Annotated in this window: 22 protein-coding genes; 8 read left to right on the top strand and 14 right to left on the bottom strand. The window is 66.2% G+C overall.

All coding sequences use genetic code 11. The features are described 5' to 3' along the window. The first annotated feature begins 25 nt into the window (after positions 1-25). Positions 26-1,444, top strand: a complete 1,419-nt coding sequence (locus CEX87_RS19840) for a sensor histidine kinase (RefSeq protein ID WP_064395178.1) — start codon at positions 26-28, stop codon at positions 1,442-1,444. Here CEX87_RS19840 and CEX87_RS19835 read toward each other — a convergent pair. From CEX87_RS19835 to CEX87_RS19790, 10 genes are all read right to left on the bottom strand, one after another. After that, positions 1,432-1,836, bottom strand: a complete 405-nt coding sequence (locus CEX87_RS19835; RefSeq protein ID WP_198957263.1) for an HIT family protein — start codon at positions 1,834-1,836, stop codon at positions 1,432-1,434. The two genes, CEX87_RS19840 and CEX87_RS19835, sit on opposite strands and share 13 nt — an antisense overlap. 708 nt (positions 1,837-2,544) lie before the next feature. After that, positions 2,545-3,423 (bottom strand): SDR family NAD(P)-dependent oxidoreductase, encoded by an 879-nt coding sequence (locus CEX87_RS19830; RefSeq protein WP_094288778.1) that lies wholly within the window; start codon positions 3,421-3,423, stop codon positions 2,545-2,547. Beyond that, positions 3,413-3,859 (bottom strand): nuclear transport factor 2 family protein, encoded by a 447-nt coding sequence (locus CEX87_RS19825; protein WP_064417893.1) that lies wholly within the window; start codon positions 3,857-3,859, stop codon positions 3,413-3,415. The genes CEX87_RS19830 and CEX87_RS19825 overlap by 11 nt, the downstream gene beginning before the upstream one ends. 5 nt (positions 3,860-3,864) lie before the next feature. Then, entirely contained in the window at positions 3,865-4,992 is a 1,128-nt protein-coding gene (locus CEX87_RS19820; protein WP_064395181.1) for an NDMA-dependent alcohol dehydrogenase, read from the bottom strand. A 91-nt stretch (positions 4,993-5,083) separates the two neighbouring features. After that, positions 5,084-5,629, bottom strand: coding sequence for a nuclear transport factor 2-like protein (locus CEX87_RS19815; protein WP_064395182.1), 546 nt, complete (start codon positions 5,627-5,629; stop codon positions 5,084-5,086). A gap of 2 nt (positions 5,630-5,631) precedes the next feature. Next, positions 5,632-5,841 carry a ferredoxin gene (locus tag CEX87_RS19810; protein ID WP_064395183.1) on the bottom strand — a complete coding sequence of 70 codons (210 nt, stop codon included), beginning with the start codon at positions 5,839-5,841 and terminating at the stop codon, positions 5,632-5,634. Positions 5,842-5,849: 8 nt separating this feature from the next. After that, positions 5,850-7,202 carry a cytochrome P450 gene (locus CEX87_RS19805; RefSeq protein WP_064395184.1) on the bottom strand — a complete coding sequence of 451 codons (1,353 nt, stop codon included), beginning with the start codon at positions 7,200-7,202 and terminating at the stop codon, positions 5,850-5,852. Further along, positions 7,199-8,026 carry an SDR family oxidoreductase gene (locus tag CEX87_RS19800; RefSeq protein ID WP_064395185.1) on the bottom strand — a complete coding sequence of 276 codons (828 nt, stop codon included), beginning with the start codon at positions 8,024-8,026 and terminating at the stop codon, positions 7,199-7,201. The genes CEX87_RS19805 and CEX87_RS19800 overlap by 4 nt, the downstream gene beginning before the upstream one ends. Beyond that, a complete protein-coding gene (locus CEX87_RS19795) occupies positions 8,026-9,234 on the bottom strand; it encodes a cytochrome P450 (RefSeq protein ID WP_094288776.1) in 1,209 nt (402 codons plus the stop codon). Before CEX87_RS19795 ends, CEX87_RS19800 begins: the two co-directional genes overlap by 1 nt. Next, positions 9,231-9,824, bottom strand: coding sequence for a TetR/AcrR family transcriptional regulator (locus CEX87_RS19790; protein WP_416171922.1), 594 nt, complete (start codon positions 9,822-9,824; stop codon positions 9,231-9,233). Before CEX87_RS19790 ends, CEX87_RS19795 begins: the two co-directional genes overlap by 4 nt. Before the next feature lie 154 nt (positions 9,825-9,978). Between CEX87_RS19790 and CEX87_RS19785 the strand changes: the two genes are divergently transcribed. The 5 genes from CEX87_RS19785 (at position 9,979) to CEX87_RS19765 (ending at position 14,790) form a co-directional block, all read left to right on the top strand. Further along, positions 9,979-11,445, top strand: a complete 1,467-nt coding sequence (locus CEX87_RS19785) for an aldehyde dehydrogenase (RefSeq protein ID WP_094288772.1) — start codon at positions 9,979-9,981, stop codon at positions 11,443-11,445. An 85-nt stretch (positions 11,446-11,530) separates the two neighbouring features. After that, a complete protein-coding gene (locus tag CEX87_RS19780) occupies positions 11,531-12,292 on the top strand; it encodes an SDR family oxidoreductase (protein WP_064417898.1) in 762 nt (253 codons plus the stop codon). After that, the gene (locus CEX87_RS19775) at positions 12,289-13,140 is read left to right on the top strand and encodes an NAD(P)-dependent oxidoreductase (protein WP_082694225.1); all 852 of its coding nucleotides are present in this window, start codon (positions 12,289-12,291) and stop codon (positions 13,138-13,140) included. Before CEX87_RS19780 ends, CEX87_RS19775 begins: the two co-directional genes overlap by 4 nt. 2 nt (positions 13,141-13,142) lie before the next feature. Then, complete coding sequence (locus tag CEX87_RS19770; RefSeq protein ID WP_064395190.1) at positions 13,143-13,574, top strand: carboxymuconolactone decarboxylase family protein; 432 nt, start codon at positions 13,143-13,145, stop codon at positions 13,572-13,574. Then, positions 13,564-14,790, top strand: a complete 1,227-nt coding sequence (locus tag CEX87_RS19765) for a hypothetical protein (protein WP_064417899.1) — start codon at positions 13,564-13,566, stop codon at positions 14,788-14,790. The genes CEX87_RS19770 and CEX87_RS19765 overlap by 11 nt, the downstream gene beginning before the upstream one ends. 31 nt (positions 14,791-14,821) lie before the next feature. On the opposite strand, the gene CEX87_RS19760 is transcribed toward CEX87_RS19765, so the two are convergent. Genes CEX87_RS19760 through CEX87_RS19750 form a run of 3 tightly spaced genes read right to left on the bottom strand, consistent with a single transcriptional unit; the run spans position 14,822 to position 17,240 of the window. Beyond that, on the bottom strand, positions 14,822-15,322 hold the full coding sequence (locus CEX87_RS19760; protein ID WP_064417900.1) for an EspA/EspE family type VII secretion system effector: 501 nt from the start codon (positions 15,320-15,322) through the stop codon (positions 14,822-14,824). 52 nt (positions 15,323-15,374) lie between these two features. After that, positions 15,375-15,983 carry a TetR/AcrR family transcriptional regulator gene (locus CEX87_RS19755; protein ID WP_064395193.1) on the bottom strand — a complete coding sequence of 203 codons (609 nt, stop codon included), beginning with the start codon at positions 15,981-15,983 and terminating at the stop codon, positions 15,375-15,377. A 27-nt stretch (positions 15,984-16,010) separates the two neighbouring features. Continuing rightward, positions 16,011-17,240, bottom strand: coding sequence for a cytochrome P450 (locus CEX87_RS19750; protein WP_064417952.1), 1,230 nt, complete (start codon positions 17,238-17,240; stop codon positions 16,011-16,013). Positions 17,241-17,331: 91 nt separating this feature from the next. Between CEX87_RS19750 and purD the strand changes: the two genes are divergently transcribed. Further along, positions 17,332-18,600: a phosphoribosylamine--glycine ligase gene (purD, locus tag CEX87_RS19745; RefSeq protein ID WP_064417901.1), complete on the top strand. Its 1,269-nt coding sequence runs from the start codon at positions 17,332-17,334 to the stop codon at positions 18,598-18,600. On the opposite strand, the gene CEX87_RS19740 is transcribed toward purD, so the two are convergent. Beyond that, on the bottom strand, positions 18,597-19,421 hold the full coding sequence (locus tag CEX87_RS19740) for an alpha/beta hydrolase (protein ID WP_174523643.1): 825 nt from the start codon (positions 19,419-19,421) through the stop codon (positions 18,597-18,599). The genes purD and CEX87_RS19740 overlap by 4 nt on opposite strands. A gap of 127 nt (positions 19,422-19,548) precedes the next feature. On the opposite strand from CEX87_RS19740, the gene CEX87_RS19735 reads away from it, so the two are divergent. Then, the gene (locus CEX87_RS19735) at positions 19,549-20,178 is read left to right on the top strand and encodes a TetR/AcrR family transcriptional regulator (protein ID WP_064417903.1); all 630 of its coding nucleotides are present in this window, start codon (positions 19,549-19,551) and stop codon (positions 20,176-20,178) included. Positions 20,179-20,192 lie beyond the last annotated feature (14 nt).

Below are 20,192 nucleotides of genomic sequence, written 5' to 3'. Positions count from 1 at the left end.
CCGCAGGCGCGCCGACAATGAGTAGATGACCGCACGTGTGCCGCTGAGGGTGGCGTTGGTGGCGGCCACCCTGCTGCTGGTGGCGTGCGGTCTGCTCGCATCCGGCGTGGCGGTCACCACGATCCTGCGCCACACGCTGAGCAACCGCGTCGACCAAGAACTGCTCGACGCTTCGCGAGGGTGGGCCCAGGCGCCGCGCCAGGGGTCCGACGATGCGCTGGAAAGTCCCAACCCCGCACGGCCGCCGACGAATTTCTATGTCCGCGGCGTCGGAGCCGACGGCCACATCTGGATCGCCGTCAACGACCGAGATGCGGAACCGGCGCTGCCCGCCGACAACGACGTGGGTTCGGAGCCGGTCACCATCGGCTCGCTGCACGGCTCCGATGTGCAGTGGCGCGCGATGACGGTCCGCAGCCCCGACGGGGTGGTCACTGTCGCCGTCGACTTCTCCGCTGTGCAGACCACAGTGCGCGAGTTGATTTACGCGCAGGTGGGGATCGGGCTGGCGGTGCTGGTGGTGCTCGGGGTGGTCGGCTATGCGGTGGTGCACCGCAGCCTGCGTCCGCTGGTCGAAGTCGAGCAGACCGCGGCGGCGATCGCGGCAGGCGAATTCGATCGCCGTGTCCCCCAGCGTGATCCGCGCACCGAGGTGGGCCGACTGTCGTCAGCGCTCAACGGCATGCTCGCCCAGATCCAGACCGCCATGGCGGCCTCCGAGGCCTCCGCCGAGCAGGCCCGCAGTTCCGAGGAGCGGATGCGACGGTTCATCACCGACGCCAGCCATGAGCTCCGCACGCCGCTGACCACCATCCGTGGATTCGCCGAGTTGTACCGGCAGGGCGCGGTACGCGACGTCGAGATGCTGATGAGCCGCATCGAGAGCGAGTCCGGCCGGATGGGCTTGCTCGTGGAGGACCTTCTGCTTCTCGCCCGCCTCGACGCGCAACGCCCACTCGAGCGCCGGCGCGTCGATCTGCTGACCCTGGCCACCGACGCGGTCCACGACGGGCGCTCCATCGCCCCCAAGCGAGCGATCAGGTTGGAGGTGCTCGATGGGCCCGGCACCCCGGAAGTGCTTGGCGACGAAGCCCGACTGCGCCAGGTGCTGGGCAACCTGATGGGCAACGCGCTTCAGCACACTCCAGAAACCGCCGGGGTGACGGTGCGGGTGGGCACCGCGGGCGACCGCGCGGTGCTGGAGGTGTGCGACGAGGGGCCGGGTATGACGGAAGACGACGCGCGACGGGTGTTCGAACGGTTTTATCGCGCGGACTCGTCGCGCACCCGGGCAAGCGGCGGCACCGGGCTGGGACTGTCGATCGTCGACTCGTTGGTTCTGGCCCACGGCGGAACGGTCGATGTCACCACCGCGCCGGGGCAGGGGTGCACGTTTCGGGTCAGCCTGCCGCGCATCGTCGACGTGGCGGCTCAGGTCAGCTGAGCCAGTGCCGCCTTGATTTTGGTCTGGGCCTCGTCGAGGGATTCCTGCGACGGGTTCTGGTCGGCGTTGGCGAATCCGAAATCGGCGAGATTGTTGGTGGGAAAGACGTGCACGTGCAGATGAGGCACTTCCATCCCGGCGATGATCACCCCGGCCCGTTCGGCGGGGAACGCCTTGACCACGGCCTTGCCGATCAGCTGTGACACCTCCATGACGCGGCCGAAGACCGTGGGCTCGACGTCCTGCCAGTTGTCGATCTCGGCTCGCGGCACAACGAGCGTGTGGCCCTGGGTGATCGGGGCGATCGTCAGGAAGGCGACGATGTCGTCGTCCTCGTAGACGAACCGGCCTGGTAGCTCCCCGTTGATGATCTTCGTGAACACGCTCGCCATGGCGTCGAGCATAGTGAGCGACTCGCCGCGGTCGAGGGCGCGTCGGCTGACCGGCCGCCGGTGCGGTAAGCGTTGCGACGTGCGGGAGTGTGATCGAGCAAGCGAGGCGAGTCGTTCCCGGGGTGCGCCTGCAAACGAGGAGCGGAAAACGGACCGCAGGCGTCCTCGCAATAATTGACGGCCGCGTTCGGCGCGTGGATGCATTTCTAGCAACATCGCAAAAGCCGAACTGAATTCCATGTTCAAGATCAGAAATAGATTGCAGTTAATTTCGCGCGCTTTGCTTGTGTCGCTTACCATTCAATAGGCGCACGATCGCAGCATTCCGCGTAAAAGAGATTCGACACTTTCTCCCTGAATTCAATTCATTTCTGCCGTTTGCGGCTTACAGTAATCGCATCGTGATCGTCGCTTGAGCAAAGGGGGTACTGCCATGTCACATCGCAACGCCAAACTTTTCCTTTTTCTGATCTTGACGTTGATTGTCACGCTGACATCGGGATGTGTAATCCCCGTGACCATCGACTGCACGCCGTTCTTCTGCACGCCGTAGCGCGCTGGCCGTAAAGGCGAACGTCGACCCGATCAGGAATGACGTTTGCTACTCGACGGACGAGTGATGTCTGCCCAATATTCGCTCGAAACTCGCACAGGTCGAAGGGGGTAATTTTCGAGCGAACTCACGGGACCAAGGCTGTCGTTGAGCGGTCAGCTGTGTCGGGTATTCCGCTGAATGTGGTCGTGAAGCTCGGCAACGGACCATGGCGGAGTGTCGTGGTGGTCGCGGTAGGCCAGAATCGTCGGCGTCGGCCTGTCGAAGCGCCCGACGAACCCGCCGGCGGCGATGAAGATCTGCCCCGTCACGTTCTTGGCCAGGTCACTCGCCAGATAAGCGTAGGTCGGGGCGACGTACGCCGGCGGCGCGGCGTCGAGGGCACCCTGCATGCTCACGTCGTCCAACAGGCCGCGACGGTTCAGGTCGGCGATGTGCGCCTCGTAATCCGCTCCGGTCGAAAGCCGCGTCCTGGCGCCGGGACAGACGACGTTCGCGCGCACGCCGTGCTCCTTGAGTTCGGCGGCGATCGCCAGGGTCAGCCCGTTGACGCCGCCCTTGCCCGCCGGATACCCCGTACCGCCGTAGTCGCCGAGAAACGCGAACGAACTCGTGTTCACGATCGCGCCTCCACCCTGGGCCACCATCCTGGGCGCGGCGGCTCGGCAAGTCTCGAAGGCCGTATTGAGATGTGCGTCGATCAGCTCGCGGAACTGGCCCGACGTGATCGTGAGAATCGACGATCCGACGGGCTCGGCTGTGCCCGCACAGTTGATCAGGATGTCGATGCGACCGAACTCCTGAACGCACGTCTCGATCAGGAGGTCGGCGATCTCCGGATCGGCGGGCGAGCCGGGGACTCCGTGCGCGCCCGGAATCCGTTGCGTCGCTTGGGCTACGGCCTCCCGGTCACGGCCGTTGACGACCACCCCGGCACCATCGGCAGCGAGCAGTTCAGCCACCGCCAGCCCCACGCCGCGCGATCCGCCGACGACGACCGCGCCACGCTCGGACAGTGACGGGCTACTTGGCATCCGTTGACTGGCTGGCCGCCTGACCGAACTGCATCATGTCCATGTTCCAGTAGCCACGAAGGTTGGTGAGCAGACCGGCGTCGTTGACCTTGTAGGTGAACACTCCGCGCACCGTGCTGGTCATTCCGTTGTCGAACTTGCTGCGCAGCACCAGGATATGAGCCACCTCGTGCGGGGAACTGGACGGAAATGTCTCCTCGCAGGTGATCCGCAGATCGTTGGAGGCGATGTTGGCATCGTAGAAGCCGGACACCGCCTCCTTCCCGCGAATTCCCGTGCCGTCGGGGTTGGTGAAAGACTGCCCGATCGGATCCTCGATGACGACATCGTCGGCCATCAGGGCCAACCAGCCCTCTTTGTCGTGGGAGTGCACGCATCTCCACGAATTGTGGGAGGCCGCCAAAGCCGGTGTCTTCTCGACGGTTTCCTGAGCCATGAGCTCTACCGGTCGTCGTCGGTATAGCGAATGACGCCGCGGATGTTCCTGCCCTCGAGCATGTCGGAGTAACCGTCGTTGATCTGTTCCAGCTTGTACTGCCGGGTGACCATGTCGTCGAGGTTCAGCTTGCCTGCCTTGTACATCGACAGCAGCTGCGGAATGTCGTAGTGCGGGTTGCCCCCACCGAAGATGGTGCCCTGCAGGTTCTTCTGCAGCAGGGTCAGCATCGCCAGGTTGAGGTTCACCTCGGTGTCGAGCAGGCTGCCGATGGCGGTGACCACGCAGGTGCCGCCCTTGGCGGTCAGGCTGAGGTAGTTCTCGACGTCCTTGCCGTGCAGCTCGCCCACGGTGATGATCACCTTGTGGGCCATCAGTCCCCAGGTGACCTCGCCGATACCGGCCATCGCGGACTCCCAGTCCGGATAGGCATGTGTGGCACCGAATTTGAGCGCCTGGTCACGCTTCCACTCCACCGGGTCGATCGCGAAGATGCGACGTGCGCCCGCGGTGACTGCGCCCTGCAGGGCGCCCATGCCGACGCCGCCGACGCCGACGATCGCGACGTCCTCACCTGGCCGGATGTCACCGCTGCGGACGGCCGAGCCGTACCCGGTGGTGATGCCGCAACCGACCAGGCACGCAACCTCGAACGGGATCGACTCGTCGATCTTCACCACCGAACTCTTGTGTACGACCATGTAGGGCGAGAACGTGCCCAGCAGGGTCATCGGGAAGACGGGTTGTCCCTTGGCGTGGATGCGGTGGGTGCCGTCGGAGACCGCGGTGCCCCCGAGCAGGCCGGCGCCAAGGTCGCAGAGGTTGCGCATGCCGGCCTGGCACGACGGACAGTTGCCGCAGGACGGGATGAACGACATCACGACGTGATCGCCGGGCTTGAGGTCTTCGACGCCCGGACCGACCTCGGTGACGATGCCCGCGCCCTCGTGGCCACCGAGTACCGGGAAACCGGCCATCGGGATGCCGCCGGTCACCAGGTGATGGTCGGAGTGGCACATCCCCGACGCTTCCATCTGCACCTTGACCTCGTCCTTGACGGGGTCCCCGATTTCGATCTCCTCGATCGACCACGGCTGGTTGAACTCCCAGATGAGAGCACCTTTTGTCTTCATTCGAACGTGCCTTCCGCTAGTACCGGTGACCTCAGACTAGAGGCAGTAGTTAGGTAGGTCACACCCACCCCCAATCAACTGCTTGGCCGGGTCACCAGATCGGTACCGGGGCCTGACCGAGGGGGTAGTAACCGGGCAACTTCTCGCCGGCCAGGGAGCGCTCGATGCGCTTCTGCATTCCGGGCGACAGGTCGCCGGACTCGATCAGTTTCGCGTACCCCTTGGCGACGTGGCCGAAATCGAAGAAGTCGCGCTGCCATTCGATCTTCAGGTCGGCATTGAGCCGAAACCAGCTGCCCCCGATACCGTAGATCTCGTCGGTGGTGCCGTCGGACTTGTTCGCGACCTGCTTCCAGAAGCCGACGATCTCGCCCTGCTTGTCGTCTACGAGCACCTTCTGGTACTCGTAAACCCAGTTCTCCAGGCCCTCCATCTCCAAACCCAAGGCGATTTCGCGTATCTGATCCACGCCGACACACATCACGTCTTCCTTGGGGCCGATGTTCCAGCCGTAGGTGGCATCATCGGTGTAGAACTCGGCCAACGGTTTCCAGTCGCCGTTGCGTTCGGCGTCTCGGTTGGCCTCCAGCCACTGCTCGACCCAGTTGTCGAGCGCTTCGCGGGGCAGTGACGGCATTGTCATTCTCCTGTTTCTTTGATGGCCAGTGCGTGGGTCGGGCACATATCGACCGCGTTCTGTATCTCGTCGCGGGCGTCGTCGGGCGGCTCGGCGTCGAGGATCTCGACCTTGCCGCGTTTGGGGACGGTGAAGTAGTCCGGCGCCTCGAGCTCGCACATCGCGTGCCCCTGACACAGGTCCAGGTCTACTTCTACTCTGTAGCAGCCCATCCGATCCCCTACTTGACACGCCTGCGGTAGCGGGCCTTCGCGGGTCGTTGTAGCTGCACCACCATCTTCGAGTGGTCGTTGCGGTAGCTGTCAGCCGGTTGCGCCATCTCGAACTCGTACTCGCGCAACAGGACCGAGAAGATCGCCTTGATCTGCATCTGGGCGAACGCCGCGCCGACGCAACGGTGCCTGCCCGCGCCGAACGGGATCCACGTCCAGCGGTTCACAATGTCGGCCTGTTCAGGCTTGTTGTAGCGGTCCGGATTGAATCCGTCGGGATCCGGGAAGTCCTCGGGAATCCGGTTGCTGATCGCCGGCGAGGCAGCCACGAAGTCGCCCTTGTGAATGGGGAAGCCGGCTACCTCGAACTCGCCCTGGGCCACCCGCATCAAGATGATCAGTGGCGGGTGCAGCCGCAGCGTCTCCTTGACGACGTTGTCCAGCAGGGGAATCTGGCGCAGCGCATGGAAGCTGACTTCCTGACCGTCGGCGTAGAGCTCGTCGAGCTCGGCCTGAACCTTGGCGTAGATCTCTGGGTGGCGGATCAGCTCGATCAGGGTCCACGCCGAGGTTCCGGAACTGGTGTGGTGCCCGGCGAACATCAGCGAGATGAACATGCCGGTGACCTCGTCGGCCGAGAACCGCGGGTTGCCGTCCTCGTCCTTGATCGACACCAGCACGTCGAGCATGTCACGGTCGGACTTGTCGGTCGGCGGATTGGCCAACCGGTGGTTCATGATCTCCTGAACCAGCGCAACAAGTTTGACGCGCGCCTCGTCGCGGCGCTGGAAACTCTCGATCGGCAGGTAGGGGTCGACATAGCAGAGCGGGTCGGTGCCGCGCTCGAGATCGTGGTAGTACTCGGCGAACCGGTGGTCGAGTTCGTTGCGGAACTTCAGCCCGATCAGGCAGGCCGTCGAGGTGTAGATCGTCAGCTCGGCGAAGAAGTCGAGCAGCTCGATTTCGCCTTCGTCGCCCCAGTCGGCGATCATCTTGCGGACCTCGCCCTCGATGGTGGTCGCGTGGCCCTTCATGTGCTCACCGCGCAGCGCCGAATTGTGCAGCATCTCCTTGCGCCGCTCGGGGCTGGCGTCGAACACCACACCCTTGCCGAAGATCGGCGTCATGAACGGATAGGCCTCGGCCTGGTCGAGATCCTCGTCGGCCGAACGGAAGAAGAACTCGTTGGCCTCGGCGCCGGACAGCAGAATGACGTGCTTGTCCACCAACTGGAACCAGCCGACGTCACCGCACTCGTCGCGGACCCGTTGCATCAAGCCGATCGGGTCGGTGCGGAACTCCTCGAGGTGTCCGTGCTCTTCTTCCCCACCGGAAACCCGGGGCACGATCGCGGTCGTCATGACTTCAGGTTCTCCTCGTTCAACTTGAGTTGCTGGCGTTCCGCCGGCGCGGTGGCCAGCGGCGCCTCGGGCTGAAGTTCCATGTTGGCGATGAACCCGCCGCGAGGTGTCTCCGCAACGAAGGTGATGGCCCTGGCCAGGTCGGCTGCCCGCAGGAAGTAGTCGTGCCGGGCCTGGCCCCACTTCGCCCAATCCTCGAGTGCCGGGCCGATCTTCTCGGCGGGCAGACTCCAGCCCATGCTGGTCTTCGTCGGGCCGGGGTGCACGATCGAGGCGCGCACACCGGTGCCCTCCAGTTCCATCTGGAAGTTGTTGACCATGGCCAGAAGCGCCGCCTTCGCCGCCCCGTAGGCGCCCATGTGCGGCCGCTGACGCAGCGCCACATCGGATCCCACGAAGATCAGGTCGCCGCGCTGGCGCGCGAGCATGCCCGGGAGCACCGCCGACGCCAGCCGGTTGGCCCCGACGAGGTGGATCTGCAGCTGCGACTCGAACTCGTCGGTGCTGATCTCGGCCAGCTTGCCGAAGTAGGTGTCACCAGCACCGGCCACCAATACCTCGATCTCGCCGAGTGCCTCCACCGATTGGGCGACAAACGTTTTCACCGAGTTGGGGTCGGTGACGTCGAGATGGAACCCGACGGCTTCACCGCCGTCGGCGTTGATCTTGCCGACGATGTCTTCGAGTTTCTCGACGCGCCGGGCGCCGAGCGCGACCGGAAAGCCGCGCGCGGCCATCTCGATCGCCGTCGCCTCGCCGATTCCGGATGAGGCGCCGGCGACGATGACGGGCCGTCGTTCGGGCAGGGGGTCGAACCGGGGCATCAGACAGTCTCCACAGTGATGGGAAGGTGAGCGAATCCGCGGACATTGCTCGAGTGGACGCGGACGGCGTTGGCCTCGTCCACCTCGTATCGGCGGATTCGCTTGAACAACTCGGTCAGCGCGACCTTGGCCTCCATCCGCGCCAGGTGCGCACCAAGGCAGAAGTGGGCACCGCTGCCGAAACTCATGAGCTTGGACCCTATTTCGCGGCCGATGAGGAAACGGTCTGGGTCCTCGAAGACCCGCTCGTCGCGGTGAGCCGACCCGGGCAGCAAGAGCAGGACATCACCGTCGGGGATGGTGGTGTCGTACAACGTCAGCTCGCCCGAGACCGTGCGCGCGAGGATCTGGCTCGAGGTGTCGTATCGCAGCGATTCCTCGACCCAGAGCGGAATCCGCTGCAGGTCGGCGTAGACCGGAGTCAGCTGGTCGGGGTTCCTGTGGCCCCAGAATGCCGCATTGGCAAGCAGTTTCGTGGTGGTCTCATTACCGGCGATCACCATCAGGAACATGAAGCCGATGATCTCGTCGTCGGTGAGCCGGTCGCCGTCGATCTCGGCCTCAAGGAGCGCGGTGGTCAGGTCGTCGGTCGGCTTCTTGCGGCGCTCGGCCACCATGCCCTGGTAGTAGACGATCAGGTTGATCGACGCCTCTACGGCCGAGGGCGGTACGTCGGTGACGCCCTCGTCGCGGTGCATGACACCGTCGGCCCACGCGCGCACCTGGACTCGATCGGGCTCCGGCACACCCATGAGCTCCGAGATGACGTCCATCGGCAGCTTGCCCGCGAATTCGTCGACGTAGTCGACGGTCTCGTTCGAGCGTGCCTTGTCCAACATGACATCGAGATGCTGCACGGCGATCTCGGTGACGCGCGGCTCCAACTCGCGGATGCGCCGAGGCGTGAAACCTTTCGACACCAGTGTGCGCAGTCGCACGTGGTCGGGGTCGTCCATCGCCAGGAAGGACATGGTCTTGGAGGCGTGCGGTCCGCGCGACGCGGGATCCAGCGATACGCCGAACTTGTTCGACAACGTGGTGCTGTTGCGGAAACCCTGCAGGACATCCTGGTGCCGCGACAGTGCCCAGAAACCGAGTTCGTCGTTGCGATACAGCGGTGCCTCGTCGCGCAGCCGCTTGTAGTACGGATACGGATCCTCGTGGAAGTCGTAGTCGTATGGGTCAAGCACGATTTCGCTGATGGTCACTGCTCGTCTCCCAAGATGAGGCCGACGACGTAGCTGAGCCGGTCGGCGATCTGGTGGTAGGTGAAGACGCCGCTACCCGCGTTGACCAGCGCGCCGAAGAACGTCATCTCCAGGGCGGCCAATGCGCGCGGGTCGGCGTCCGGGCCCATGGCCGAGCGGATGCGGCGGTGGATCTCGGCACCGATGCGGTCGCGTACCGCGCGCACCGCGGAGTCGCTTCCGCTGAGCAGCGCGGTGGTGCACGCCGCCGCGACCTCGGGTTCATCGGCGACCATCAGCGCCATCGCGCGCAGAGTCTTCTCGACGCGGGTGACCCGGCTGTCGTTGACGTCGGTGAAGTACGGCACCTGACGCATCAGGTCCAGGTACACCTCGGCGATCAGGTGGTTCTTCGACGAGAAGTAGGTGTAGGCGGTGGCCGGGGCGACTTTGGCCCTGGCGGCGACGGCGCGCACCGTCAGGTCGGCGTAGGAGGATTCGCGCAGCATCTCGACGCCGGCGGTGAGCACCTTGCGGAACGTCTCCTCCTGGCGGCGGTTCCGCGGTGTCTCGCCGGTGCTGACAGGCGCCGGGCCTGCGACCGCTACCACGGGCTCGCTGGACACCTGTCCAAGTTATCGGACGCGGGCTCGGCTCCGCAAGTATGCAGCTAGTAAACGCTATGCTTGCCAGCCGCACTTCGAGGGGGCTATCGTTCGGTCCAACAATTCGGACACTTGTCCAGCATTGGTGAACGGAGATGGCATGGCTGTGCTGGCGAATCGGGAAAGTCAGCTGCTCATCGACGGCAAGCTCGTCGCGGGTAGCGGGGGGTCGTTCGAAACAGTCAACCCCGCGACCGAGGAAGTGCTCGGTGTCGCGGCCGACGCCACCGCCGACGACATGGGTCGTGCCATCGAGGCGGCCAGGCGCGCCTTCGACGAGACCGACTGGTCGACCGACACCGACTTGCGGGTGCGTTGCCTTCGCCAGTTGCAGGCCGTCCTGAAGGAGCACATCGAGGAACTGCGCGAGATCACGATCGGCGAGGTGGGCGCGCCCCGGATGTTGACGTCGGCGGCTCAGCTCGAGGGGCCGGTCGACGACCTGAGCTTCTGCGCCGACACCGCCGAGTCCTACGAGTGGAACACCGATCTCGGGGTCGCGTCGCCGATGGGCATCAAGACCCGGCGCCGCCTCGCCCGCGAGGCCGTCGGCGTCGTCGGCGCCATCACGCCGTGGAACTTCCCGCACCAGATCAACCTGGCCAAGATCGGCCCGGCGTTGGCCGCCGGCAACACCATCGTGCTCAAGCCGGCCCCGGACACCCCGTGGTGTGCTGCCGCGGTCGGGGAGTTGATCGCCGAGGACACCGACATCCCGCCGGGCGTCGTCAACATCGTCACCTCCAGCGACCACGGGGTCGGTGCGCTGCTGTCCAAAGACCCACGGGTGGACATGGTTTCGTTCACCGGGTCGACGGCGACCGGCCGCAGCGTGATGGCCGACGGCGCCGCCACGATCAAGAAGATGTTCCTGGAGCTGGGTGGCAAGTCGGCATTCCTCGTGCTCGACGACGCCGACCTGGCCGCCGCCTGCTCGATGTCGGCGTTCACCGCGTCGATGCACGCCGGACAGGGATGCGCCATCACCACCCGACTGGTGGTACCGCGGGCTCGCTACGACGAGGCGGTCGAAGCCGCGGCGGCGACGATGGGCGGACTCAAGCCGGGCGACCCTCAGGACGCCGGAACGATCTGCGGCCCACTCATTTCCGCGCGCCAGCGCGACCGGGTTCAGGGCTACCTTGACTCGGCGATCGACGAGGGCGGCAAGTTCGCCGTCGGCGGTGGCCGCCCCGCCGATCGCGATACCGGCTTCTTCATCGAGCCCACCGTCATCGCCGGACTGGACAACAATGCCAAGGTCTCGCGCGAGGAGATCTTCGGACCGGTGCTGACGGTCATCGCCCACGACGGCGACGACGACGCGGTCCGCATCGCCAACGATTCGGCCTACGGCCTTTCAGGCACGGTGTTCTCGGCCGACGAAGAACGCGCGAACCGGGTCGCGGCACGGATGCGGGTCGGCACGGTCAACATCAACGGCGGCGTCTGGTATTCGGCGGATATGCCGTTCGGCGGATACAAGCAGTCCGGGCTCGGTCGCGAGATGGGACTGGCGGGCTTCGAGGAATACCTGGAAATCAAGGCGATCGCTACGGCGGTGTGACGATCACGCCGAACGTGGGTTACCCGCACGCAAAACGTCGCGAGGCGTGACACAACCCCACATTCGGCAACGAGGAAGGAACACGATGGGGCTCTACGAGGACCAGTTCAAGGACAAGGTGGCGATCGTCACCGGCGCCGGCGGCGGTATCGGCCAAGCGTATGCCGAGGCGCTGGCGCGCGAGGGCGCCGCAGTGGTGGTTGCCGACATCAACACCGAGGGCGCCCAGAAGGTGGCCGACGGGATCAAGGGCGAGGGCGGCAACGCGCTCGCGGTCCGCGTCGACGTCTCCGACCCGGAATCGGCGAAGGAGATGGCCGCGCAGACGCTTTCGGAGTTCGGCGGCATCGACTACCTGGTGAACAACGCCGCCATCTTCGGCGGCATGAAGTTGGACTTCCTGATCACCGTGGACTGGGACTACTACAAGAAGTTCATGAGCGTGAACATGGACGGCGCGCTGATCTGCACCCGGGCGGTGTACAAGAAGATGGCCAAACGCGGCGGCGGCGCGATCGTCAACCAGTCCTCGACGGCGGCGTGGCTGTACTCGAATTTCTACGGTCTGGCCAAGGTCGGGGTCAACGGGCTGACCCAGCAGTTGGCGACCGAACTCGGCGGGCAGAACATTCGGGTCAACGCGATCGCACCGGGCCCCATCGACACCGAGGCCAACCGCACCACTACGCCGCAGGAGATGGTCGCCGACATCGTCAAGGGAATTCCGTTGTCGCGCATGGGGCAACCGGAGGACCTGGTCGGCATGTGCCTTTTCCTGCTGTCGGATCAGGCCAAGTGGATCACCGGTCAGATCTTCAACGTCGACGGCGGGCAGATCATCAGGTGAGCGACGACGTCAAGCTGGGATACATCGGCCTGGGCAACCAGGGGGCGCCGATGGCCAAGCGCCTGGTCGACTGGCCCGGCGGGCTGGTCGTGTTCGATGTGCGCGCCGAGGCGATGACCCCGCTGGTCGAACTGGGGGCCAATCTCGCCGATAGCGTCGCCGACGTCGCGAAAGCCGACATCATCAGCGTCACCGTGCTCAACGACGCCCAGGTGCGCGACGTGGTGGGACAACTCGGCGAACACGCCGCGCCGGGCACCGTGATCGCGATCCACTCGACGATCGAGCCCGACACGGCCGGTGAGCTCGCCGAGCGGTTGCGCGACAAGGGGATTCACATCGTCGACGCACCGGTCAGCGGTGGCGCCGGAGCGGCAGACAAGGGTGAGCTGGCCGTGATGGTCGGCGCCGACGATGAGGCGTTCGCCAAGGTCAAGCCCGTGTTCAAAAAGTGGGCGTCGCTGGTGGTCCGGGCCGGTGAGCCCGGGGCGGGAACCCGAATGAAGCTGGCCCGCAATATGTTGACCTTCATCGGTTTCGCGGCGTCGTGCGAGGCGATGCGGCTCGCCGAAGCGGCGGGGCTGGACCTGCAGAAGCTCGGTCGGGTAGTGCGGCACAGCGATGCGCAGAGCGGTGGGCCGGGCGCGATCATCGTGCGCGACGACATGAGTGACCTCACACCGGACCACTGGCTGTACGACATGTTCACGCACACGCGTGGACTCGCAGAGAAAGACCTCAGCCTGGCGCTCGCGCTGGGCGAGGCCACCGGGACCGAACTCCCGCTGGCCGAGATCGCGCTGCAGAACCTGGCCGCCGGGCTCGGCGTGCCGCACACGAAGGAGTGACGATGGACGAGTTGCGTCGCAAGGGCCTCGAGAAGATGAACGAGGTCTACGGCTGGGAGATGCCCAACATCGAGGGCGATCCGTATTTCGACCTCACCGTCGACCACCTCTTCGGCACCATCTGGACGCGACCCGGGCTGTCGATGCGCGACAAGCGGATCATGACGCTGACCGCCGTGACCGCCGTCGGCAACTCCGATCTCGCCGAAATCCAGGCCAACGCAGCGCTGGCCAACGGTGAGATGACCGAGGACGAACTCAAGGAGATGGCCGTCTTCCTGACCCACTACCTCGGTTTCCCGCTCGGGTCCAAGCTCGACGGCGCGGTCAGCAAGGTGATCAAGAACCGCAAGAAGCGTCCGGCGGAAGACAAGAAGGCCAATGTCAACGCCGCGGTGAAGATGCATTCCGGCGGGACGGTCCATGACGAGTAGGTATGCATCCCTGTCGCGGGAAGAACTCGCGGTCCTGCTGCCCGAGCTGCTGCTGATCGGTCAATTGATCGACCGGTCCGGAATGGCCTGGATCATCGCAAATTTCGGCCGCGAGGAGATGCTGCAGGTCGCGATCGAGGAGTGGATGGGCGCAAGCCCGATCTACGCCAAACGCATGCAGCGTGCACTGGATTTCGAGGGCGACGACGTCATCACGATCTTCAAAGGCATGCAGCTCGACATCGGCGCCCCACCGCAGTTCATGGACTTCCGCTACACCGTGCACGACCGGTGGCACGGCGAGTTCCACCTCGACCACTGCGGCGCGCTGCTCGACGTGGAACCGATGGGCGAAGACTACGTGCGCGGCATGTGCCACGACATCGAGGACCCGACGTTCGACGCGACCGCGGCCGCCACCAATCGTCGCGCGCAGATCCGTCCGATCCACCGGCCTCCGCGCACGCCGGCCGACCGGCATCCGCACTGTGCGTGGACGGTCGTGATCGACGAGTCCTATCCCGAGGTGGACGATCACCCGGTGTTGGACGTGATGCGCCGAACCCGCGCCGCCAGAACCGAATTCGAACCGATCAACCGCGACGACGAGGGCCAGTCGGACTACTCGGGACCGCTGGTGTCGGACTTCGACTTCGGGGCATTCTCACACTCGGCGCTGGTGCGCATTGCCGACGAGGTGACCCTGCAGATGCACCTGCTGAACTTGTCGTTCGTGATCGCGGTGGGCAAGCGCGCCGGCACCAACACCGAACTGGCGACCGAGATCTGCACCAAACAGCTGATCGGCGTCGCCGGCATCGCCGCCGAACGCATCCACCGCGCGCTGAAACTGCCCGGCGGCATCGAAGGCGCCGTGCGCACACTGCAGTTGCATCCGATGCTCAACCCGGCGGCCTATGTGGACGCCGAGTTCGGTCCGGATGTGGTGCACGTGCGGCGTTCGGCGGCGCACGAGGACGGCGCCTGGGTGTCGCTGGTGACCCCCGACGAGGTGCGCCCGTTGCAGGCCGCCGTCACTGCGATCGACAAGCATCTCGATGTCGAGGTCACCGGCACCGCCCAGGAGTGGACCGCGCGGGTCGTCGAGACGGACAGCGAAGCCAAGGAATTCTCCGAGGTGTCGGTTGTCAGGGTCAGCGGCGGTTCGACATGGGAGTTCGAAGACCGCAAGTCATTGCCGTTGACCGTGCTCTGAGCCTCGCGATCAGCGAGGCACACCCGTCTGTTCAGCGCGCGGATCTACCGAGTTCCTCGTACTCCGCACCGAGCGCGCGCATCCTGGCCGCGATGGCAGCGAGATCGCTGTGTGAGCGTTGGATGATCTCGGCGACCTCGCCTGCGCCCTTGCTGACCACCGGCCACAGCATCTGTTGGCCGGCCGGGGTTTCGGGCGTCGTCGCCGCCGCGTCCAGCACCCACTGACGGACCGCGTCGAGCTCACGCCTGCCGGCCGCGACGACCGCGGCCGACCTGTCCACCTCGGCTGCGAGGCGGCGATCCAGGTCGGCCAATGCCCCCAGAGCCCTTGCCTGCCTGGCGTTCCGGTCTCGATAGCCCTCGGCGCCCGCGCCCGTCCAATCCGAACCCGGTGTCGCCGACTCCACCTCGTCCCGCAGGGACTCCAGGCGGGCGCTGTGGTCCAGCCCGCCGCCGTCCTGCGGGATGCCCTCACCGAACGACGCGCGCGCCCGCGCCCACGTCGAGAGGAAGGCATCGACGACACTCACGATCGTGAGTTTACGGCCCGCCAGACGGCTGGCCGAGCACCAATTGCGGCGCCTAGCGGGCCGCGGTCGGAACGGCCACGGACGCGCCGACCCAGCGTCGCAGGTAGCTCCGCAGCTCGGGGCCGCGGCGCGGGGGACGTCCCGGGTCGATGATGAACGACTGGATGATCCGCAGCAGGTGTTCGGCCAGTTCGTCGAGGTCGTGGTCGTCGAACCCCTGCGCGGCCCAGTCGACGTCGAAGCGGCGCAGCATCGAATTGGCGAACTCCAACGCCACGTCCGAGGTGACCGTCTGGCTGAACTCACTGGCCCGCGCGGGCATCAGCAACAGTCCCATGTGTTTGTCCTGGGGCAGCCACTCCAGCGCGGTGGCAATGCCCTCGGCGACCGCCTCCTGCGGGTCGGTCAACCCCTGCAGGTGGTCGGCGAGCCGGTCTAGAAAGCCGGTGGCCGCACGCTGTGCTGAGGCCTGAAGCAGCGCGTCGGTGCTGGGAAAGTACCGGTACACCGTCTGCCGCGTCACCCCGAGTGTGCGCGCGACGTCGCTGATCGAGAACTCGGCACCGCGCGCGTCGATCGCTTTGCCCGCGGCGTCGAGGATTCGGGCCACCGCTTCCTCATCCGTCGACGGCGCCGAGCCGGACCAACCGTGAGTGCGCACGGCGAAAATCCTACTCAGCCCACCCGGTCAGCCGGTGTAAGAGACCTGCAGATCCTTGACGCCGTTGATCCAGCCCGACCGAAGGCGCTGAGGCTCACCGGATTTGGCGATGCCGGGCATCTGGTCGGCGATCTCGTTGAAGATCAGCTTGATCTCCATGCGGGCCAGGTTTGCGCCGATGCAGTAGTGGGCGCCGTTGCCCCCGAAACCGAGGTGCGGATTGGGGTCGCGCGAGATGTCGAACCGGAACGGCTGGTCGAAGACCTCCTCGTCGAAGTTGGCCGAGCTGTAGAACAGGCCCACCCGCTGGCCCTCGCGGATCGTGACGCCGGCCAGTTCGGTGTCGGCCAGCGCGGTCCGCTGGAAGCAGTGCACGGGGGTGGCCCATCGCACGATCTCGTCGGCCGCGGTCGCGGGCCTGTCGCGCTTGAACAGCTCCCACTGCTCGGGATTCTCGAAGAACGCGTTCATGCCGTGGGTCATCGCATTTCGGGTGGTCTCGTTGCCGGCTACGGCCAGCAGGATCACGAAGAACGCGAACTCGACGTCGTCCAGTGATTCGCCGTCGAGGTCGGCCTCGATCAGCCGGGTCACGATGTCGTCGGCCGGACACCGACGGCGCTCCTCGGCCATCGCGTAGGCGTACCCCATCAGCTCCGCATTGGCGGCGGTCGGATCGGAGTCGAAGTCGGGGTCGTCGGTGTTCATGATCGCGTTGGTCCAGTGAAACAACTTCTCGCGATCGGCCTCGGGCACACCGATCAGGTCGGCGATGGCCAGCAGCGGCAGGCGCATCGCGATGTCGTCGACGAAATTGCCACTGCCCTTTTGCTTTGCCTCGGCGACGATTTCGCGTGCGGCGGTCGCCAACCGCTCCTCGAGCGTGGTGATTGCTCGCGGGGTGAACAACCGCGACACGAGTTTGCGCAACCTCGTGTGTTCGGGCGCGTCGTGGTTGATCAGCAGCGCCTTGGTGAGCTCGAGCTGATCCGAGGTGACGCCTTCGGGAAGGCGCATCACCGCCCCCTTGCGGTTGGTCGACCACAGCTCGCCGTTGCGCGAGATCGCCTTGATGTCCTCGTGGCGGCTGATCACCCAGTAGCCGCCGTCGTCGAAGATCGACTCGGGCTGCTCGTTCCACCACACCGGTGCCGTCTTGCGCAGCTGAGCGAACTCGGCGACGGGGATACCGCGCAGCAGCACCTCGGGGTCGGTGAAGTCATATCCCGGTCCGAACGGGCATGTGGCCTGCGTCATACACTCGACCATACACTGGTTAGTCAAGTGTATGGCCTAACTGGCGTCGTCGACCGAACCGAGATCGAGACTGCGGTTAGGGTGAGCAGTTGTGCGAGTCCTGGTAATCGGATCCGGTGCCCGTGAACATGCGTTACTGCTGGCGCTGCGGCGTGACCCGCGGGTCGAAGATTTGTCGATCGCGCCGGGCAATGCGGGTACCGCCGCGATCGCCGACCAGTACGACGTCGACATCACCTCAGGCGAGGCCGTCGCCAGGCTGGCGCAGCGGCTGGAGGTCGACCTCGTCGTCATCGGGCCGGAAGTACCGCTGGTGCTCGGCGTCGCCGATACGGTGCGCAGCGCCGGGATCGCCTGCTTCGGGCCGAGCAAGGACGCGGCCCGCATCGAGGGTTCGAAGGCGTTCGGCAAGGAGCTGATGACGGCCGCCGGTGTGCGCACCGCCAGAAGCGAGGTCGTCGACAACCCCGCTCACCTCGACGCGGCGCTCGACCGCTTCGGCCCCGACAGCGGCGAGGCCGCATGGGTGGTCAAGGACGACGGTCTGGCCGCGGGCAAGGGTGTGGTGGTCACCGCCGATCGCGCGGCCGCCAGGGCTCATGCTGCGGGCCTGCTCGATGCGGGACACCCGGTGCTGCTCGAGTCGTACCTCGACGGGCCGGAGGTGTCGCTGTTCTGCGTCGTCGACGGCGAGACCGTGGTGCCTATGCTGCCCGCGCAGGACTTCAAACGGGTCGGCGACGACGACACCGGCCCCAACACCGGCGGTATGGGGGCCTACGCGCCGCTGCCGTGGCTGCCCGAGGACATGGTCACCCACATCGTCGACGACATTGTGAAACCCGTTGCCACCGAACTGGTCAAGCGCGGCAGTTCGTTCTCGGGGTTGCTCTACGCCGGGCTGTCGATCACCTCACGAGGCCCGGCGGTGATCGAATTCAATTGTCGCTTCGGCGATCCCGAGACCCAGCCGGTGCTGGCCCTGCTGGAGACGCCGCTCGGTCAGCTACTGTACGCGGCCGCAACGGGCAGGCTCGCCGACGAGCCGCCGCTGCAGTGGCGCGACGGCGCCGCCGTGACCGTGGTGTTGGCCGCGGAGAACTACCCGTCTCGCCCGCGTGTCGGCGACGTGATCACCGGTGCCGAGGTCGAGGGCGTGCTGCACGCGGGCACGAGTCGCCGCGAGGACGGTGCCGTCGTGTCCTCGGGAGGCCGCGTGCTCTCCATCGTGGGTACCGGCGCGGATCTGTCGGCAGCGCGTGAGGCCGCCTATCAGGTGATCGAGTCGATTCGGCTGCCGGGCAGCCACTTTCGCAGGGACATCGCCCTCGCCGCGGCCGAGGGGCGCATCAGCGTCTAGGCCGTCAGCAACGGGGCCATCCAGGACAGCTCGGCGGGCAGCTGCGCGCTCCAGAACCCGGCATCGTGCCCACCCGGCGAGAAGCCGCCCGCGGGCGGATTCGGCAGCTGCGCGATGAATTCCTTTGTTGCCGAGTAGAACGGATCACCGGTGCCGCAGTCGATCCGGATCGGAATCGATGCCAGCGCGGGCAGGCCCCAAACACTGTTGGCGGCATAGTCTTCCGCGCTGTCGAACGCACCGGGCGCGGCGGCACCGGAGGACGTCCACAGCGCGGGGCTGACGGCGCAGATCGCGGCGGTGCGGGCGGGGCCGAGTCGCGCCCCAAGCAGCAGCGCCCCGTAGCCGCCCATCGACCAGCCCAGGAAGCCGACTCGTGAGGTGTCCAAACCTTGTGAGCCCAGCATCGGGATCAGCTCGTCGAGCACCATCGCCCCGGAGTCCTCGCCGGAGGCCCGCTTGTGCCAGTAGCTTCCACCGCCGTCGACGGCGACGACCGCGAAGGGCGGCAGCCCCGCGGCGACCGCCTCGGCCAAGCCCTGTTCCACGCCGCCGGCCATCACACCCGCTGCGTCCTGCCCCTTGCCGTGCAAGGCGATGACCGGACGCAGCGGCGCGGTTTGACCGGGCGGACGGGCGATCGCCCAGTCGGTCGTCTGCCCGCCGCGGGCCGCCGAGACGAAGGACCCGTCGACGTAGGTGGGTGCGGCGGGGGTGGCCGTGGCCGCGGGCGCCATCCGCAGCGCCGCCACTCCGGCGGCCGCGCCGACTCCGAGGCGCAGAAGCGAACGGCGGCTCAGTTCGGGCATGGCGGCCATGATGCCATCGCGGGTTGTCCGCCCCACGAGTGGCGGCTGGCCCGTCGCAGCAGAAACACCAGCCCCGACTTCGGTTCGAAACCCTGACGATTAGGCGAAAGCGCGATGGTAGGGCCGCCCGACTGGCAGCATGCTAAAGGTGACGGCAGCGGTCACTCCCAAGGGAGAACGTCGACGCTTTGCGCTGGTCAGCGCCGCTGCCGACCTGCTGTGCGAGGGCGGCTTCGACGCCGTGCGACATCGTGCGGTGGCCCGTCGCGCCGGCCTGCCGCTGGCGTCGACGACCTACTACTTCTCGTCGCTGGACGATCTGATCGCCAGGGCCGTCGAATACGTCGGCGAGCGTGAGGCCGAGCAGTTGCGCGCCCGGGTGGCGATGTTGTCGCGGCGCCGGCGAGGCGCGGAGTCGACCGCCGACATCCTGGTGGATCTGTTGGTCGACGACGTGGCGGGGCAACGGGTCAGCGAGCAGCTGATCTCACGCTACGAGCGCTACATCGCGTGCGCGCGCCACCCGATGCTGCGCGACATCCAGCGGCGGATCATGCGCCAGCGCACCGATGCCGTCATCGAGGTCATCGAGCGGTCGGGTCGCTCGGTGCGCGCCGAGTACCTCACCGCGTTGGTCAACGCGGTCGACGGTGCGGTGGTGGCGGCGCTCGTCGCCGAGGGCGACGGGCCTCGCGCATCAGCACGCGCAACGCTGATCGACGTGATAGACGTGTTGGCACCAATCGACGAGCGAGTGGCGCAGGTGTGACGTAGTAGGAGGCC

Source organism: Mycobacterium lehmannii, assembly GCF_002245535.1.
Lineage (GTDB): Bacteria > Actinomycetota > Actinomycetes > Mycobacteriales > Mycobacteriaceae > Mycobacterium > Mycobacterium lehmannii.
This window is presented reverse-complemented; position numbering and strand designations above follow the sequence as displayed.